The sequence below is a fragment of the Acinetobacter sp. NIOH-H-8 genome (assembly GCF_046635365.1).
In the GTDB taxonomy this organism is placed as follows: domain Bacteria; phylum Pseudomonadota; class Gammaproteobacteria; order Pseudomonadales; family Moraxellaceae; genus Acinetobacter.
The window spans coordinates 143,842-161,022 of the sequence record NZ_JBHDVN010000002.1 but is presented as its reverse complement, the minus strand read 5'-3'; the positions used below and the strand labels follow the sequence as shown (position 1 = coordinate 161,022).

Below are 17,181 nucleotides of genomic sequence, written 5' to 3'. Positions count from 1 at the left end.
GATGGCCTGTTTTGGTTTTTATGCAGTGAGTGAAAAACAGATTTTAAAAACCAGACAGTCTCGATATTCTTTTCTGGTGAGTTATCCGGTCATCGTTAAATTGATCTCAGGCAGTCTTTTACTGTTGGTATTGTTCCTTTTACGAACTCAATTCAGTAGTAGTATTAGCTTTATGGCACTTTGGGTTGTTATAAGTCCAATCGTATTTATATTTATTCTGAAAATGAATAATTTAAAACAAAGAAAAATATAAAAGTTTATAGAGGCCTTAAGAATAAGATATAGCTGAGTATATGAGGCGAGAAAATGATTTTCCCGCCTCATAAATATTAGCTTACATACATATCTGTTTAGAACATCATTCTTAAACCGATTCCATAACGCCAGCCCTGTTCAGAATCAGATGCGTCCTGCCATGCAGTTTTCTCGTTGCCCTTGGAATATTCATAAGCAATATCAAGGTAAGGCATGATCTTTTTATTGATCTCATAACGAGTTTCCAGACCGAATGCCGCATGACTTATTCCAGTCTTTTTAGCATTGGCTGCTTTATCCTTCAAAATGAGGTCAACTTCAACATAAGGCTGCAAAATCAGTTTTTGTGTGAGTAGCAGATCACGTTCTGTTTCTAGCTCAAGTCCGATAAAATCATCTTCACCAAGATACAGATGTGTATTGGTTTCAAAGAAATACGGCGCCAGTCCATGGAATCCAAATACTGCATCTACATGTTCAATATCTTGCCCAGTATTAGGCTGCCCCAAATTTTCCTGACGGTAGCGAAGACCCGCCTGAGCATCCCAGAAATCTGAAATATTCCGGCTATACAGAGCTTGGACTGCATATTCTGTTGCTCTGGATTCTTGTTTGTCAGCTTTGAGTTTAATGAACAGTTTATTTTCATCCGTGCCAATCCGAAGCTCATTCTCAGACTGTAAACTTCCCTCACCTTCTGAATTTTCGATCCATTTATTGTCCAGTTTAACCTGCGTATAAATTTGCCCTCCATGTTCCTTGCGATGATCATGTTCGCTGGAATAGGTTGAAGCTGAATCTGAAATTAAACTTTCAGTAACTTCCAGTGCTACTGAAGTTAAATGATGCTCTGACGATTGGAGTGATTGTTGATGATGCATCGAATGATCAGCATGCTGTTGAGATATATCTTCGGCAAAAACAGTCATATTTCCCAACGCCAATACACTAGCCAAAACAGGCTTCAAACAAAGATTAATGGTGTGCATGAGCATCTCCTTGTTTTTCTACTGGTTTTGTCATGTGATGATGGGAATGCTCTTCCCGCACAGTATTCTGAGTCGAAACGTCATTTTCCTGAACATTTGCTACAATCAGTTTATTCATCATTCCGGCAGTCATGTGATACAACAGATGACAATGAATCGCCCATTCACCTAGTTCATCTGCAGTCAGCAAAGTCGTAACGGTTTTTCCAGGTGGGACAATCACTGTATGTTTATTCGGCATATCTATTGCAAACTGGCCATTTTCGAGCTGCATGAACATGCCATGTAAATGCATCGGATGTGCCATCATACTGTCATTGATAAATTTCAGCCTGATCCGTTCCCCAAATTTCACTTTGAGCGGCTCTGCTTCATTAAATTTCTTGCCGTTCATGGTCCAGATATACCGTTCCATGGTGCCGCCTAAACGAATCACCAATTCGCTTTCTGCGTCGCGAATATCTTTTTGCGGAGTTAAAGATTTGAGGTCGCTATATTGCAAAGCTTTATGCCCTACCGGTGTAGAGGCATTGGCCCAGCCGTAAACTGGTTGCTGCGTAAAAGTTTTGGCATCTTTTTCATGTTGCATATCCCCGGTCATATTTGAGTGATTCACATGATCTATAGCGGATGAAGTATCTGAATGCTCGGTATGATTGTCCTCTCCTTGTTCGATAATTTTGGCTGATGCATGCTGCTTATGTCCCATCATCGAATGTTCAGTATCTTTTTTAACATTTATGTCATGGCTAGCATGATTCTGATGATTCATCTGCTCGTGTGCTTCACCCTGCATATTGCCATGTCCCATATCTTCTATGGTCAATAAGGCACGAGGACGGGATATAGGTTTGTGTATGGCATGATGAGCTGGCTTTAATTCATTCTGTAAGCTGCCAATCGCAAAACCGGAACGGTCAATCGATTCAGCTTCAATCTGATAATGTTCCGCAGTGGGCTCCACAATCACATCATAGGTTTCTGCGGCACCAATGCGGAATTCATCGACAACTACAGGTTTGACAGGCTGTCCGTCTGCACTGACCACCGTCATTTTCAACTGTGGAATACGCACATCAAAAAATGACATGGCAGAGGCATTGATAAAACGCAATCGCACTTTTTCATTTGGTTTAAACTGTCCCATCCAGTTCTGTTCAGGCGTTTTTCCATTCACCAGAAAGGTATAACCGGTTACATCAGACAGATCGGTTTTCAGCATGCGCATCTGGTTCCACATTTTGCGATCATTCCAGGTGGCTTTAAGCCCTTCCCGTTTGATTTGCTGAAAAACATCGCTCAGAGTTTCACGCTGATTTTGATAATACTCGGCAGATTTTTTTAAATTATTCATGATCTGCTGGCCGGACTGCTCATGAAATTCTGAAAGCATGACCACATAATCACGCTCGGTCTGCTCATGTGCGGGAACTTCCGCCTGGTTTTTGGGATAGATTACAAAGGCGCCGTAAAGGCCGTCCTGTTCCTGCCCCTTGGAATGGGCATGATACCAGTAGGTTCCACTCTGACGAATTTTAAAGCGATAGACAAATTCCTGATTGGGTGCAATGCCCTGAAACCCGTTAAATCCCGGGACACCATCCATCAGACCGGGTAGCAATAAACCATGCCAATGAAGAGAGCTTTCTTTATTCTTTAGCTTGTTTTTGACGCGAATAACAGCTTCATCACCTTCCTCAAATTCCAGTAAAGGTGCAGGAAATTTTCCATTCACTGTAATACGTTGTACGGTTTTACCGGTGATATTGACTGGACCTTCATCAATAACCAGCTGATATTCTTTTACAGCAGCCAATAATGAAGACGAGATCACTAAACTTAAGCCCAATAACAGGCTTTGACTAATTTTAATCGACATAACTTAATCCTTGATTTATTAAAATATAAATAGCGAGGATTAAGCTTTAGGTGGGCGCAGTATTTCCTGCCAATACCCGGCAAGGTGCTTGGCTTGATAATTAGAGATAAAATTGGTTTCTAAGGAGTAAATCTCAGGGAGTGTTAACTTCGAGATTTCCACATCGATCCAGCTACTCAGGTTATGGCAAGAGCTATAAATACAATCCAGACAGTCATCTTTGTGTTCATTTAAATCGGAGTGGCAATCCATGTCCTGACTCATATCATGAGCAGAATCATGCATAGCTTGATGCTGGCGATGTAACTTCTCTATTTTTTCCATTTCCTGACAATGGGAACCCATCTGCTTGGTTGACGTTTCCAGATGCATCGTTTTTGCTGAAGCAACAGACATGCTGCTCCAGCCTACGGCGAAGACCATAAGCATCACAAACCAGATCTGTTTAAAGAACTGTCTGAGCAAGATGCACCTTGAAAATATAAAAATGAGATAATCCAAATAGCATAGGGGGGAATATTAAAATTCGCAAACTTTATAAGCGCTTAATTTAAAAATTAATATTTTGTTCCTGTTAAGTTGATCACTTCTTAAAATAATTTAGCGGCAGCTTCACATAAGACACACCATTGGCTTCTGGCATTGGGAACTGTCCGCCATTCATATTAATCTGGATCGCAGGCAAAATCAGTTTAGGCATACTTAGACCTGCATCACGCTGCTGACGCATCTGTACAAATTCAGATTTGCTAATCCCTTCACGGATATGAACGTTTTGCTGTTTTTGTTGCTGAATCGTGGTTTCACATTGATATTCATGACGTGACTCTGGCAAATAGTCATGACACAGAAATACCCGGGTACTTTCCGGAAGTTGGAACAGCTGGTGAACAGAATCATATAAAACCGAGGCACTGCCATTTGGAAAATCACAACGGGCCGTGCCATAGTCCGGCATAAACAGTGTATCCCCTACAAAGACGGCATCACCAATCACATAGCTTAAACAGGCAGGTGTATGGCCTGGCGTAGGAATATTATAAACTTCCAGTTTTCCAATCTTGAAATGCTCACCATCTTCAAACAGATAATCAAAAGGCTGATGCGCATTGATCTGTTTCATGTCCAGATGATAAATCTCGGCAAAAGTTTCCTGCACCAGCACAATTTTCTTACTGATTGCAATCTTGCCACCTAATTGCTGTTTCAGATATTGGGCAGCTGTCAGATGATCAGCATGCACATGGGTTTCCAGAATCCATTCCACCGTCAAACCTTGTGATTTCACATAAGCAATCATCTGATCGGCATGCTCGGTCAATGTGGTGGCAGATGCAGCATCGTAATCCAGCACGCTATCAATAATGGCACATTGGGCAGTTTGAGGATCGCTCACTACATAACTAAAAGTATTGGTATTTTTATCAAAAAATGCTTTGACGTATGGCTGCTGTGTCATATTTATACTCCTGCCCATTTACGGTGAATCCAGACCCCAAGCAGCATAGCTGCAATAAAATACAGAGCTTGATAATGTCCCAAGCCAATCAGGGTAAAACTGGGTGCCGGACAAATCCCTGCAATTCCCCAACCGATACCAAATAATAAACTACCCGCCAGCAGTTTAGGATCAATCTTTTGATTCTTTGGTAAATCAATGGGTTCATTAAATAAAGTGGTCGGATGTGGATTATGTTTAGCTTTCTGGAAAGGAATAAAAGCCACCAGAATTGCCCCCATCATGACAAAGGCAAGACTGGCATCCCAATCCCCAAACAGATCCAGAAAATCCAGAACTTTTTCAGGATTAGACATACCTGAGAGCATTAAGCCGACTGAAAACAGGCCACCAAATAGAAAAGCGAATAGATTTTTCATTTAGATAGCTCCAACCAGATGACGAACAACATAAACCGTGATAAATCCCGCCAGCATAAAAGACCCGGTCGCAACAAAGGAGCGATTTGACAGACGGCTAATCCCACAGATGCCATGTCCACTGGTACAACCTGAACCTAAACGTGTACCAAAACCAACCAGCAAACCGGCAATGACCATCATCCATGGGCTGGCATTCAGCTCAATTTCTGGCTGAAACAATACGCCGTAGATAAATGGAACTATAAATAGTCCTGCTAAAAACCAGACCGCAGGAGTTTTGAAAATTGTCTTTCGATTAAGTACCTGCCCAACCAACCCACTCACGCCCGCAATACGGCCATTCACATACAGATAGCCGACCACTGAAAGACCAAGCAGTAATCCACCGAGAAACGCTGCCAAAAAGTCATGCATGAGCATATTCCACTTAAAATATATAATTTTATATTATATAATTATAAATATTAATCAAGACGGTTTTTAAATATTGTGTGACTAATACAGGTTTTTTATATGACAGCAGATGAAACTCAGACACGTATTGATTTTTCTCAGGCTCATGTGGTAAGCGAACGCTTAAAAGTGTTGTCGAATTCTGACCGACTGAAAATTCTATGTGTACTGGTCGATAGTGAAATGAATGTGCAACAGATTGAGCTACAAACAGATATTCACCAACCCACTCTCTCACAACAACTTACGGTACTGCGAAAAGCCGAAATGGTCAGCACGCGTCGTGAAGGAAAGCAGATTTTCTATCAGCTTTCCGACCCCAAAGTACTTACCCTGATGCAAACCTTGTATCAGCTTTATTGCAAGGCTTAAGTGATAAGAAAAATCTTTATTTATCCATAATTGGAGAATACAAATTCTTAAAATATTTAAAAATTAAGTATTTTCAGGAATATCTGCTGGAGCTGTTCTGGTATCACTTTGAATCAGGCCGTCAACTAACTTGATGGTGCGATCACAACTAACAGACAAGCGCGGATCATGAGTCACCAGCAAAATGGCACAGCCCTGTTCCTTATTTACTTTACGAAACAGTTCAAAAACTTCAGACGCGGTCTGGGTATCCAGGTTCCCGGTCGGTTCATCGGCCAGTAACAAGGCGGGTTCTGTAATGAGTGCTCGAGCGATTGCAACACGTTGCTGTTGCCCGCCGGAAAGCTCATTCGGTTTTCGATGTGCATACTTTTCCAGCCCGACTGCAGCCAGAAGTTCATGAGCGCGGTCTAGAGCTTTTTGATCCGGTTTACCATGTGCCATCATTAACGGCATTAGGACATTGTCTAATGCATTAAAAGCTTGAATCAGATGATGAAACTGAAATACAAATCCAATACTGCTGCCGCGTAATGCGGTACGTGCAGCGTCATCCATACGGCTGGTGGGTTGACCAAGCAGATATAGTTCACCGCTAGTTGGCTGGTCCAATAGACCCAGAATATTCAATAAAGTACTTTTCCCCGAGCCTGAAGGACCAATTAGTGCTGCAAAGTCATTACGTTCAATACACAAATCAATGCCATGCAGAACTTCGACTTCATTAGGCTGACCAATATTATAAGATTTACGTAGTGCTTCCAGCCGCAAGACTTCATTCGATAATCAGACATGACGAATTGCCTCCACAGGATCAAGTGCCGCAGCACGACGGGATGGTATAGCCGCTGCCACTACACCAGTCAATGTGGCCAGCAATAAAGCCAGCAATAGCAGATTGATTGAAATTGGAATATAGAACAGGCCTGGGCCAAATTCATTAAAGATCCAGACCAGTAAATAACTGACTGCACTGCCGATAATAGACCCCAACAAGCCAAAAATTGCGCCCTGAAACAGGAAAACGCGCAGGATTTGTCTTTGTGTAGCCCCTGTCGCCCTTAAAATGCCAATTTCACGAGTCCGTTGTACGACACTGACTGACAAGACGCTGGCAACACCAAAAGCAACGGATATGGCCACAAAAATAATAATCATATTGGTGGAAAGGCTTTGCGCTGAGATGGCATTCATTAACTGACCATTGGTTTTAATCCAGCTTTCTGCCTGTAAGGATGTCAAACGCCCGACCTGCGTTGCAATATTTTCTGCTTCAAAATATCTTCTACCGTCAGGTCGATTACGGTGATCCCACCTGGCAGGCTGAGTAAGGACTGCGCCTGCTTTAAATCCATATAGACATAGCGCGAATCCAGCTCACGTACTCCGAGTTCAAAAATCCCGGCAATATTTACGACAGTACTGTTATCCTACCCAGTATCTAATCGTAGCTTGCTACCCACCTGTACACCCAGATCTTTAGCCAGCTGACTGCCAATGAGTACATCATCCGCGCCGACACGTAACTGCCCACTGATCATATATTCTTTAAGTGGAATTATTTTCTGATAACGTTCTGGATCCATGCCCACCAGCGCAACCGATTCCTGAGCTTCACCACGCTGTGCGAATGCAGGTCCAGAAACTACTGGAGAAACAGCTGTCAATAAAGGCACCTGATCCAAGGTCGTCACGACCTCTTGCCAATTATTGATAGAGCGTAGTCTTTGGGCCCGTTTATCTTCCAGAACAAGCTGCACAATGCCTGCGAGTGCTGGTATAACTTGGTTCACTTGGGGGACAGTAAACGGATATGCGCCTGCGTTCCCAAAGTCCTGTCGATGATATTGGACTGCAAGCCTTGTATCAGTGCCGAGATAAAAACAATCACAGACACTCCTACAGCAACACCTACTGTAATCATCAGAGACTGCATTCGGTCTTCTCGCAAAAAACTGATTGCGATTTTCCATTCGATTCAGAGACGCCCTAGTAATTTTTTCACTCGAATTTCACCGGTAATTCATTTTTATTGCTAGTAGCATCATTATTCTGGTCGGCATAGTTGATTTCTTCGGGCTTAAATCGAACTCGTGTGCCATCTTTTAAAGTTGAAGTTGCATCTGACAGTACCTGGTCACCCACTTTTAAACCGGAAATCACTTCAGACATGGCAAGTCCGCGCAGACCCAGTTTCACTTTTTGTCGCTGGATTTTGCTATCACGTACCAGTAATACGGTGGCCTGATCGCCCTGTACTTTCCCTAGCGCATCATTCGGAATCGCCAAGGTACGATCACGGCGACCTGTCTCGACATTAACCGATACCGTCATATCCTGACGCAGGAAATCTGGTACCGGATCAACCGATAAACGCACTTCTACCGTGCCGCGTTGAGGATCGATACTCGGTGCAATAAAATTAATCCGGGCTGGGAAAGGTTTATCCGGGTAAGCATCGGCAATTGCAGTCGCTTTCTGGGACAACGCCAGTCGTGACAGATTACGTTCATCCAGTGGTACACGGATTTCGGTATTACCATCCATTGCAATGGTAAATAAGGTACGTCCTGGCTGAACCAGATCGCCAGGCTCAACATCACGGGTCAGCACGATTCCTGCAACAGTTGCCCGGATTTTGGTTTTAGCCAGTTGAGCCTGTGCCACCGAAAGCTGCTCACGTAATGAAGCCTCTTCTACCTGACCCGGTGCCAGTGCAGCTGCTTTTAAACGCACAGTTTCATAATTATTGCGTGCTACCCTTTCTACCTCTACAGCCTGTTCAATTTCTTCTGCCGAAAGGATGCCTGCTTCGGCATTGCGACGACGCGTCGCTTCACGGCTGGCCTGTTCCAGCTGAGCTTTTGCTGAAGCTAATTCTGCTGAGGCTTGTGGACGGCGATTGGTTGCCAGTTCATTCAATGCGACTTCTGCCTGACGAACTTGAGCTGCCAGTTCATCCGATTTGAGTACAACCAGCAAATCGCCCGGTTTGACCCGATCACCTTATTTAACCCGACGTTCCAGCACAACGCCGGTTACTTCACTACCAACTTGAGCACGTGAAACGGTGATGACCTGTCCGGTGGCAACCACTGATTGCACCAGCGGCATCGGCTCTAAGGTATAACCTGTGACTTGTGGCCCTTGCCACCAGCGAAATACGCCAAATGCAGCGAGCAGAAGTAAAAGAATCAGGACAATATATTTATCGCGGATAGCGCGCAATGTGCTTCTCCATTCTGGTTAAAAGCACAGTTGTAAAGAAATACTTGTAGCTTATCTAGCTGTATATTTTAGATTTATTTGGTTGTAAATAAGTTATTGGTTTTATTTTGCAGATTGGTTCTTAAATCGACTTAACTCTGCTGCAATCCACTGAAGGTATATTCCTGCTTATCGGTCTTTTCCCTACAAATAAACCCGATATTTCATCCTAGAAGTCGATTTTAAATAACTAAAACAGGCAGTTCTAAAGTGTCAATTTAAGCTAAATGAATAAATGCTAAATCTTGCAGAGGTTCTGTTATGAAATGTTGAGCCTAATTCAATCCCAACTAAAAGCTCCTAATATATTTTTTCATCAAGAGCAATCAAGGAAAAAATATGAATAACTATCCTGAAACTCCAGCTTCAACTGAAACCCAAGCCCATCAACCGGGTGACCAGACCAAAATGGATCCTACCCCGGAAGTCATTAAAGAAAATTATAAAGGTAGCGATAAATTAAAAGGCAAAGTAGCTCTGATTACAGGTGGTGACAGCGGGATCGGTCGCTCTGTATCAGTCTTATTTGCCCGCGAAGGTGCTGATATTGCCATTTGCTATCTGGATGAAGACCGGGATGCGCTTGATACCAAAAAAATGGTTGAAGCAGAAGGACGCCGTTGCCTGCTGATTCAATGCGATTTACAGCATCCTGATGAAATCAAGAAAATGGTTGAGCAGACCCTTCAGGAATTTAAAACCATTAATATTCTGGTAAATAATGCAGGTGTGCAGTATCCGCAGGACAGTATTACCGATATTTCTCCAGACCAGTTATTCAAGACCTTCAATGTCAATATCCTGTCCATGTTCCACCTGACTCAGGCGGTACTTCCACATATGCAGGCAGGTGACAGTATTATCAATACCACCAGTATCACCAGCTATCATGGACATGACACACTGATAGACTATTCGAGTACCAAAGGCGCGATTACTTCTTTTACCCGCAGCTTATCTACTAATCTTTCTAAAAATAAAACCGGAATTCGTGTGAATGGTGTTGCACCCGGCCCAATCTGGACGCCACTCATTCCAAGCAGCTTTGATGAAGAACAACTGGAAGATTTTGGTAAGCAGACACCGATGGGACGTATGGGACAACCGAGTGAAGTCGCTCCTGCCTATTTATTTCTTGCCAGTGAAGAAGCCAGTTATATCTCAGGACAGGTCATTCACGTAAATGGTGGCAGTATTATTAACGGCTAATCAAAGTTTGAAAGTAGATAGCAGTCTTTCTAACTGTTATCTACTTTTTTCTAAAATATTTAATACGTTTTAGTTTTAGAATCTTTAAAAAACAGAATTTGATGGATATCTATAAAATTCATCTTATAGCTATAAAACAAATCAAACAAATCCTGACAGATGATTACCCGCGTAAAAATCATCCCTTGGTATAGTGATTTCAACGCATATCTGATGAGGATAGTAAAATGCCTAGAGGTGATAAATCAGCTTATACCGAAAAGCAAAAACGGCAAGCTAAGCATATTGAAGACAGTGAAAAAGATCGTGGTCGTTCTGAAGACGAAGCAGAGCGTATTGCTTGGTCGACTGTGAATAAGCAGGACGGCGGTGGCAAGAAAAAGAAAAACTGAGCTATCCAAAGTTCAAGGAAAGTGATGCTATTGATTTAGCATCATTTCAACTATCCAGATTTTATTCTTTTTATTTTTTAAACAATCGAAAAAATCTGATTGCGTTAGAAGTCAGATTCCTTCCTTTGTTTCGTTATTTCATCAAGTCATTCAAGATAATTTTAAGGAAAAATATGAAAATTCTGATTGTATTAACCTCACATGATCAACTTGGCGAAACGGGTAAAAAAACCGGATTCTGGCTCGAAGAACTCGCCGCGCCTTACTACACTTTTATTGATGCAGGCGCAGACGTAACGTTAGCCTCTCCTGCTGGTGGCCAGCCACCACTTGATCCAAAAAGTAATGAACCTGATGCGCAAACCGAAACTACCAAACGTTTTGAAGCAGATGAAGTGGCCATGCAGGCACTTGCCAATACGCATAAATTAAGTGAAGTGCTAAATCAGGATTTTGATGCGGTCTTTTATCCGGGCGGTCATGGACCGTTATGGGATCTGGCCAATGACCAGAATTCTATTTCCTTAATTGAACAGACTTTACAGGCCAATAAACCTGTGGCACTTGTGTGTCATGCACCAGGTGTACTTCGCGATGTTAAAAATGCAGAAGGCCGACCTATCGTTGAAGGTAAGTCGGTAACTGGTTTTAGTAATACAGAAGAAGATGGTGTTGGCCTGACTGATATTGTGCCATTTTTAGTTGAAGATACGCTGAAAGAAAAAGGCGGACAGTATTCCAAAACTGAAGACTGGCAAGTGCATGTACAGCAAGATGGCCTGTTAATTACCGGACAGAATCCGGCATCTTCTGCCGCAACGGCTGAGGCGCTGTTAAAGTTATTAAAATAATTTCATCCAGATATAAGTAATTTTGTTCATTTACTTATTTGCTGGTAAAAAACCCTGATGTGATGTCACATCAGGGTTTGTTCAGTTTTATTCTCAGTTCTAATTTGCTACTGCCACAGTTGATGCAATATGCTGGGCCAGTAATTCTCTGAGTTTAAATTTCTGGATTTTCCCCGATGGCGTCATCGGAATCTCGTCCCAAATCTCCAAACGTTCTGGAATATATTGCATTGCCAGATTATGGGTTTTCAGAAAATCCACCAGCTCATTAAAACTTAAAGACTGTGCTTGATCTTTTAACTTGATAATCGCACAGGCACGCTCACCTAGCCGTTCATCTGCATAGGCCACTAAAGCGACCACCGCCACATTGGGATGTTTATATAAAAGTGATTCAATTTCTGCGACCGGAATATTTTCACCGCCACGAATGATTACATCCTTTTTACGGCCACAAATCCGGATATAACCTTTCTCATCTTGATAGGCGATATCGCCCGTATCAAACCAGCCATCTGCATCGGTATCATTTAAATGAGCACGTTTGAGGTAGCCACCGAATCCGGAACAAGCACGAATCATCAAGCGACCAGATTCATTTACCGGCTTGGTCTGTCCTGTTTTATCGACAATTTTGACGTCTACACCCGGTAAGGCAATACCATCAGTATTAAAAGAACGTTCATCGTCATCTTCTGGACAGGTAGTAGTGACCGCACCACATTCAGTCATCCCCCAGGCTGAAATCACTTTTACGCCTAAAATCTCCCGGGCTTTTTGTACCAGTGGTCCAGGAATTGGCGCACCAGCACAAAGGAAAATTTTCAGTGAATCGACTTTGTCATGCTGTTCAGCCACAGTATTGGATAGGTCATTCAGGAATGGTGTTGAAGCCATGGTAAAATTCACCTGATGCTGATGAATCAGATCGACTGCTTTGGAGACATCCCAGACATCCTGTAATACCACTTTGGTATTGAGCTGAATCGGCATCATCAGGCCATACATAAATCCGGTCTGATGCGCCATCGGTGATGCCATCAACACCACATCATTTTCAGTTAAATGCAGTCGCTCTGCATAAGGCACAATATTAGAAAATAAGGTATTGGCGGTATGCATCACGCCTTTGGGTTCACCTGTGGTACCCGAGGTAAAGATCAGTTGGGTAATATCATCGGGGCTAGACTCAAGCTCATCCAGCGCAGCAACGGCTGTAGGATTCTGTTCTAGCCCATGATTCAGTAACAGGCGATCAAAATTATTCTCACCATCCCCATTCACTACGACGACATGTTTTAGGCTGTCCAGCTTGTTGTATAGCTGATTGGCCAACTGTTCATGGCTAAAATTACGAAAGATTTTAGGCACAACAAATACTTTAGATTCACCGTGTTTCAGCATGAATTCCAATTCACGTTCACGGAATATCGGCATGAGTGGATTCAATACGACGCCAATACGGCTACAAGCCAGATACAGCAAGGTAAATTCCCACCAGTTCGGCAACTGGCAAGACACCACATCATTTTTCTCGATACCCAACTGTTTCAAGCCCAGCGCAATTTTATTGGTCATGTCCCAAAGCTGCTGGTAGCTGAAGGTCTGTTCAGTTTGATTCTCGACCTTAAAACTCACTAAAGCGGTTTTGTCTGGATTTTTTTCTACTGCACTGCGTAAAAAATCGAGAATTGTTTGATTGAGCCAGTGTCCCTGTTTGAGCATGGCCTCTTTTCTTGTCGGGATCAGAACCGCATCGAAATCCATTCGCTTATTCCTCATTTTTTATAATAGTCTTATTTTGGCGGGGGCATACTTTCCTTAAGCTGGTACAGCCTTACGTCCTGCCTTATGCCGAGCGATAATTGTTTTCATGATCTGTGCTGTGCCATCGCCAATCTGGAAGCCCAGTACATCACGCATGCGCTGTTCCATCACACCACGATCATAACCGGCATGACCAAAAGTCAGCAGGCATTGATGAATCACATCATAGGCCAGTTTCGGCCCCCACCATTTACACATGCCTGCTTCAGAGGTATGTGGCAGATGGTTGTCTTTCAACCATAATGTTTGCAGACAAAGTAAGCGCGCAGCTTCAACCTGCGTTTCATATTCTGCTAACGGATGGGAAACACCCTGGAAAGCAGTCAATGGCTGACCAAAAGCTTCACGTTGCGCAGCATATTCCCAAGCCTCATCCAGACTGACGCGTGCAACCGCCAAAACTTGCAGACCAATCAGGGCACGCGAGAAATCAAAGCCCTGCATAACCTGAACGAAACCTTTATTTTCATTGCCCAGACGATGATTTACTGGTACACGGACATTGTCAAAGAAGATCGAACCGCGGCCAATCGCACGCTGACCATGGCAGTCAAATCGTGTGGTGCTGATGCCTGGTAAGTTCATTGGAACTAAAAGCGCCGTAACACCATGGGCTCCGCTCTCATTTGTACCGCTGCGGCCAAAGACCACTGAAGCATCTGCCTGATCGGCTGCTGAAATCGAAGTTTTTTCACCGTTAATGACATATTCATCGCCATCACGTTCAATCTTTAAACGTAAGTTGGCAGCATCTGAACCACCACGCGGCTCGGTCAACGCAATTGAAAAAATCGCTTCACCAGCTGTCAGTTTTTTTAACCACGGCTCCACCACTTCAGGTTGGCCATGTTCTGCCAGAATCTGGCCATTTAACGATGCAAGCAGATTGATATAGGAAAAACTTAAATCAGCCTTGGCAATGGCTTCATGGATAATCCCTGCTGCCAGTCGGCCCATACCCTGACCACCGTATTGTTCAGGGAGTTCGGGGGCTATAAAGCCCATTTCCCCCATTTTTTTCACCAGATCACGATCAAAGACTCGGCTTTGATCACGCTCCAGAAAACCGGGAGCCACATATTTCTGGGCAAATTTTTCTGCCGTTTCAGCTAAAAATTCTAGATCTTCGGTGATATAAGGATTCTTTTTCATTGATCAGTCTCCTTATTTGGCATATTTACGGAATTCAGGCTGACGTTTTTCTTTCAGTGCATTGACGCCTTCACGAGACTCTTCGGTATCGTAATAAAGTTTTAGCGCATACATGCCCATGCCAGCGATCCCTGCCTGATGTGCGGTATCCATATTGAAACTGCGTTTGGCAATCGCGATTGCGGTCGGACTACGCTGACAGATTTCTTCGCCCCATGCCTGAACTTCTGCATCAAGTTGATCTGCCGGCACACATTTATTGGCCAAGCCAATTTCAACCGCTTCCTGACCAGAATAACGACGGCACATATACCAAATTTCACGGGCTTTCTTCTCACCCACGACGCGCGCTAAAAATGCCGTGCCATAACCAGGATCAACAGATCCCATCTTTGGTCCGACCTGACCGAAAATGGCTTTATCTGAGCAGATCGTCAGATCACAAATGGTTGCCAGTACATTACCACCACCAATTGCATAACCTTGTACACGCGCAATCACCGGTTTTGGGACATCACGAATGGCGGTATGCAATTCTTCCATCGGTAAACCAATGGTGCCACGACCGTCATAATTGCCATCATGTGCAGACTGGTCACCACCGGTACAGAAGGCTTTTTCACCGGCACCCGCCAATACAATCGCACCAATATTACGGTCATAACCAGCCTTGTTTAAGGCCTTAATCAGTTCGTCACAGGTTGTACCACGAAAAGCATTCATTTTTTCTGGGCGGTTAATTGTGATCCAGGCCACACCGTTTTTTACTTCATATAAGATATCTTCAAAATTCATATTCATTACGTCCTGTACTGTTTTTATCTATCTAATTTATTGTCGATTAATTTGATGCTTTAACCGTTCATGGTCAGGCCACCAGAGACACTAAGCACCTGTCCGGTAATAAAGCTGGCATCTTTGCTCAAGAAAAAGGCAATCGCAGAGGCTAAATCATCCGGTTGACCCAAACGGCCCAGTGGAATGGCACGAACAAAGGCTTCACGTAATTTTTCGGGATTCGATGCACCCTCAGTCACGCCTGCAAGTAAAGCGGTGTCTGTTGGGCCTGGGCAAATCACATTAATTTTGATGTTGTGGCGTGAATGTTCGCGTGCCAGAGTTTTGGAGAAAGATAGCAAACCTCCCTTACAGGCGGCATAGACAGCTTCGCCCGAAGAACCGACACGGGCTGCATCTGAGGCAATATTAACAATGCTGCCGGAATTACGTTCGACCATGCCTTTCAGCACAGCAAAGTGCATATTCAGCATACCGACCAGATTGATCTGGATCAGTTTCTGCCATTCGTCTGGGGTGCTTTTAATGAAGGGTTTAAAAATGTCCCAACCAGCATTATTCACTAGTCCATCGATCGGGCCTAATTCAGTTTCCGTTTTTTGAACCGCCTGTTCAACGACGTCACTTTGGGTAATATCACATTGAATCGCCAGCGCCCGACCGTATTGATTAATTTCATTTGCCAACTTCTCGGCAGCTTCCAGATTCATATCAAAAATGGCAACTTTAGCGCCTTCTTCTGCCAAACGTCGGCAGGTTGCGGAACCAATTCCGCCTGCACCGCCTGTCACAATCACGACCTTATCTTTTAATCCTTTCATTGTTTTATCCCTACGCTATTTGTTGTCGAATTTAATCGGCTATTGTTCTAATTCGGTGTGTTTTATCTAAAATAGAAAGAGATTGAATTTATGTCAACATATTTACATAAAATAATATTTATATTTTTATAAATGTATAAATAACAATTATTTAATAATTTTATTTATTCAATGTATTGACCTATATTGACTTTTATCTTTAGAGTAACCAATATCTAGTCCCAGCTTATTACTAAACTATTTCTATTTAATGAAGGATGTTTTATTTCTTTAGATTGCTAGATGACTGCCTTGATATTCAGCTAGAGAACAAACTGAAACTGTGAATATCAAGAAAGATATTTTTAAATGATTTAATCGCTTAGTACAGGATTTAAAGATGCAGATTTCTACTAAAAAACTATGATTTTTAAAACAAATTATAAAAGAAACTGATTTATGCGAAAAAGCGATAGGTTATACTTTGCGCCGTTTGGCTATTTCAGTTTTGAGGATGTTGCATATAGTGAGTGATACTTTGTCAAAAAAATATGATCAATCCTTATATTCCGCTCATAACCGGCTGTTTTTCCGTCTGTTTCAGGTGGGAAACAGTCTGGATCGAAAATGCTTAAATGAGCTAAAAATATCTCCCGTGCATTGGGCTGTGCTGGGTGCCCTGTCTCGTCCTAAAGTTAAATCTGGTATGTCTTTTTCAGATCTGACCGAATATCTGGGTGTAAGCCGACAAAATCTGGATGCTGTCTTAAAACGACTGGAACGTGATGGACTGGTAGAGCGTGTTATCAATGAGCAGGATCGACGTGCCAAAATTGTTGCGCTTACCACTGAAGGTTTTCAGACCTGGGATAGCCTGCAGGATGATTTTTTTGAGTTTTATGGACAAGCCTTAAATAAACTGGCTTTTGATGATGTGATTACCCTGATTCATTTACTCAATAAAGTAAATGATGGTCTGAAAAGTATTCATCTGCAAAAAGAGTCGGACCAATAAAAAATAGAAATCTTATTTTTAAATTAAATAGATAAAAAATG

Annotated in this window: 16 protein-coding genes and 2 pseudogenes; 5 read left to right on the top strand and 13 right to left on the bottom strand. The window is 42.8% G+C overall.

The features are described 5' to 3' along the window. Positions 1-350: 350 nt before the first annotated feature. The 6 genes from ACEWB7_RS02150 to ACEWB7_RS02125 all read right to left on the bottom strand — a co-directional run bounded on the left by ACEWB7_RS02150 (position 351) and on the right by ACEWB7_RS02125 (position 5,418). Entirely contained in the window at positions 351-1,244 is an 894-nt protein-coding gene (locus ACEWB7_RS02150; RefSeq protein ID WP_125278659.1) for a copper resistance protein B, read from the bottom strand. Then, a complete protein-coding gene (locus ACEWB7_RS02145; protein WP_125278658.1) occupies positions 1,231-3,123 on the bottom strand; it encodes a copper resistance system multicopper oxidase in 1,893 nt (630 codons plus the stop codon). The genes ACEWB7_RS02150 and ACEWB7_RS02145 overlap by 14 nt, the downstream gene beginning before the upstream one ends. A gap of 39 nt (positions 3,124-3,162) precedes the next feature. Then, positions 3,163-3,588, bottom strand: coding sequence for a hypothetical protein (locus tag ACEWB7_RS02140; RefSeq protein ID WP_125278657.1), 426 nt, complete (start codon positions 3,586-3,588; stop codon positions 3,163-3,165). A 118-nt stretch (positions 3,589-3,706) separates the two neighbouring features. Then, the gene (locus ACEWB7_RS02135) at positions 3,707-4,582 is read right to left on the bottom strand and encodes an MBL fold metallo-hydrolase (protein ID WP_125278656.1); all 876 of its coding nucleotides are present in this window, start codon (positions 4,580-4,582) and stop codon (positions 3,707-3,709) included. Between the two features lie 2 nt (positions 4,583-4,584). Further along, on the bottom strand, positions 4,585-5,001 hold the full coding sequence (locus tag ACEWB7_RS02130; RefSeq protein WP_125278655.1) for a DUF6691 family protein: 417 nt from the start codon (positions 4,999-5,001) through the stop codon (positions 4,585-4,587). Continuing rightward, a complete protein-coding gene (locus ACEWB7_RS02125) occupies positions 5,002-5,418 on the bottom strand; it encodes a YeeE/YedE family protein (RefSeq protein WP_034170880.1) in 417 nt (138 codons plus the stop codon). 99 nt (positions 5,419-5,517) lie between these two features. Here ACEWB7_RS02125 and ACEWB7_RS02120 point away from each other — a divergent pair, with 99 nt between their 5' ends. Next, on the top strand, positions 5,518-5,829 hold the full coding sequence (locus tag ACEWB7_RS02120; protein WP_125278654.1) for an ArsR/SmtB family transcription factor: 312 nt from the start codon (positions 5,518-5,520) through the stop codon (positions 5,827-5,829). A 63-nt stretch (positions 5,830-5,892) separates the two neighbouring features. Here the strand turns inward: ACEWB7_RS02120 and ACEWB7_RS02115 are convergent, their stop codons facing one another. The 3 genes and pseudogenes from ACEWB7_RS02115 to ACEWB7_RS02105 all read right to left on the bottom strand — a co-directional run bounded on the left by ACEWB7_RS02115 (position 5,893) and on the right by ACEWB7_RS02105 (position 9,057). Beyond that, positions 5,893-6,600, bottom strand: coding sequence for an ABC transporter ATP-binding protein (locus tag ACEWB7_RS02115; RefSeq protein ID WP_411580369.1), 708 nt, complete (start codon positions 6,598-6,600; stop codon positions 5,893-5,895). Between the two features lie 15 nt (positions 6,601-6,615). Then, positions 6,616-7,807: pseudogene (locus ACEWB7_RS02110) on the bottom strand (ABC transporter permease). Between the two features lie 23 nt (positions 7,808-7,830). Then, positions 7,831-9,057, bottom strand: a pseudogene (locus tag ACEWB7_RS02105) (efflux RND transporter periplasmic adaptor subunit). 378 nt (positions 9,058-9,435) lie between these two features. Between ACEWB7_RS02105 and ACEWB7_RS02100 the strand changes: the two are divergent. The 3 genes from ACEWB7_RS02100 (at position 9,436) to ACEWB7_RS02090 (ending at position 11,548) form a co-directional block, all read left to right on the top strand. Further along, a complete protein-coding gene (locus tag ACEWB7_RS02100) occupies positions 9,436-10,305 on the top strand; it encodes an SDR family oxidoreductase (RefSeq protein ID WP_125278527.1) in 870 nt (289 codons plus the stop codon). 227 nt (positions 10,306-10,532) lie between these two features. Further along, the gene (locus ACEWB7_RS02095; RefSeq protein WP_034706264.1) at positions 10,533-10,697 is read left to right on the top strand and encodes a hypothetical protein; all 165 of its coding nucleotides are present in this window, start codon (positions 10,533-10,535) and stop codon (positions 10,695-10,697) included. 173 nt (positions 10,698-10,870) lie between these two features. Next, a complete protein-coding gene (locus ACEWB7_RS02090; protein ID WP_125278526.1) occupies positions 10,871-11,548 on the top strand; it encodes a type 1 glutamine amidotransferase domain-containing protein in 678 nt (225 codons plus the stop codon). Positions 11,549-11,647: 99 nt separating this feature from the next. Here ACEWB7_RS02090 and aliA read toward each other — a convergent pair whose 3' ends face one another. Genes aliA through ACEWB7_RS02070 form a run of 4 tightly spaced genes read right to left on the bottom strand, consistent with a single transcriptional unit; the run spans position 11,648 to position 16,146 of the window. Beyond that, on the bottom strand, positions 11,648-13,315 hold the full coding sequence (gene aliA, locus ACEWB7_RS02085) for a cyclohexanecarboxylate-CoA ligase (RefSeq protein WP_125278525.1): 1,668 nt from the start codon (positions 13,313-13,315) through the stop codon (positions 11,648-11,650). A gap of 54 nt (positions 13,316-13,369) precedes the next feature. Then, positions 13,370-14,527: a cyclohexanecarboxyl-CoA dehydrogenase gene (aliB, locus tag ACEWB7_RS02080; protein ID WP_125278524.1), complete on the bottom strand. Its 1,158-nt coding sequence runs from the start codon at positions 14,525-14,527 to the stop codon at positions 13,370-13,372. 12 nt (positions 14,528-14,539) lie between these two features. Continuing rightward, positions 14,540-15,322, bottom strand: a complete 783-nt coding sequence (badI, locus tag ACEWB7_RS02075) for a 2-ketocyclohexanecarboxyl-CoA hydrolase (protein ID WP_166138718.1) — start codon at positions 15,320-15,322, stop codon at positions 14,540-14,542. 59 nt (positions 15,323-15,381) lie between these two features. Continuing rightward, positions 15,382-16,146, bottom strand: coding sequence for a glucose 1-dehydrogenase (locus ACEWB7_RS02070; protein WP_125278522.1), 765 nt, complete (start codon positions 16,144-16,146; stop codon positions 15,382-15,384). 505 nt (positions 16,147-16,651) lie between these two features. On the opposite strand from ACEWB7_RS02070, the gene ACEWB7_RS02065 reads away from it, so the two are divergent. Beyond that, on the top strand, positions 16,652-17,140 hold the full coding sequence (locus ACEWB7_RS02065; protein WP_034706362.1) for a MarR family winged helix-turn-helix transcriptional regulator: 489 nt from the start codon (positions 16,652-16,654) through the stop codon (positions 17,138-17,140). Positions 17,141-17,181: the final 41 nt, after the last annotated feature.

Bases quoted from the DNA above. Each gene is read 5' to 3' on its own strand.
- ACEWB7_RS02150 (WP_125278659.1), bottom strand. From the start codon at position 1,244: ATGCACACCATTAATCTTTGTTTGAAGCCTGTTTTGGCTAGTGTATTG.
- ACEWB7_RS02145 (WP_125278658.1), bottom strand. From the start codon at position 3,123: ATGTCGATTAAAATTAGTCAAAGCCTGTTATTGGGCTTAAGTTTAGTG.
- ACEWB7_RS02135 (WP_125278656.1), bottom strand. From the start codon at position 4,582: ATGACACAGCAGCCATACGTCAAAGCATTTTTTGATAAAAATACCAAT.
- ACEWB7_RS02130 (WP_125278655.1), bottom strand. From the start codon at position 5,001: ATGAAAAATCTATTCGCTTTTCTATTTGGTGGCCTGTTTTCAGTCGGC.
- ACEWB7_RS02125 (WP_034170880.1), bottom strand. From the start codon at position 5,418: ATGCATGACTTTTTGGCAGCGTTTCTCGGTGGATTACTGCTTGGTCTT.
- ACEWB7_RS02120 (WP_125278654.1), top strand. From the start codon at position 5,518: ATGACAGCAGATGAAACTCAGACACGTATTGATTTTTCTCAGGCTCAT.
- ACEWB7_RS02100 (WP_125278527.1), top strand. From the start codon at position 9,436: ATGAATAACTATCCTGAAACTCCAGCTTCAACTGAAACCCAAGCCCAT.
- ACEWB7_RS02095 (WP_034706264.1), top strand. From the start codon at position 10,533: ATGCCTAGAGGTGATAAATCAGCTTATACCGAAAAGCAAAAACGGCAA.
- ACEWB7_RS02090 (WP_125278526.1), top strand. From the start codon at position 10,871: ATGAAAATTCTGATTGTATTAACCTCACATGATCAACTTGGCGAAACG.
- aliA (WP_125278525.1), bottom strand. From the start codon at position 13,315: ATGGATTTCGATGCGGTTCTGATCCCGACAAGAAAAGAGGCCATGCTC.
- aliB (WP_125278524.1), bottom strand. From the start codon at position 14,527: ATGAAAAAGAATCCTTATATCACCGAAGATCTAGAATTTTTAGCTGAA.
- badI (WP_166138718.1), bottom strand. From the start codon at position 15,322: ATGAATTTTGAAGATATCTTATATGAAGTAAAAAACGGTGTGGCCTGG.
- ACEWB7_RS02070 (WP_125278522.1), bottom strand. From the start codon at position 16,146: ATGAAAGGATTAAAAGATAAGGTCGTGATTGTGACAGGCGGTGCAGGC.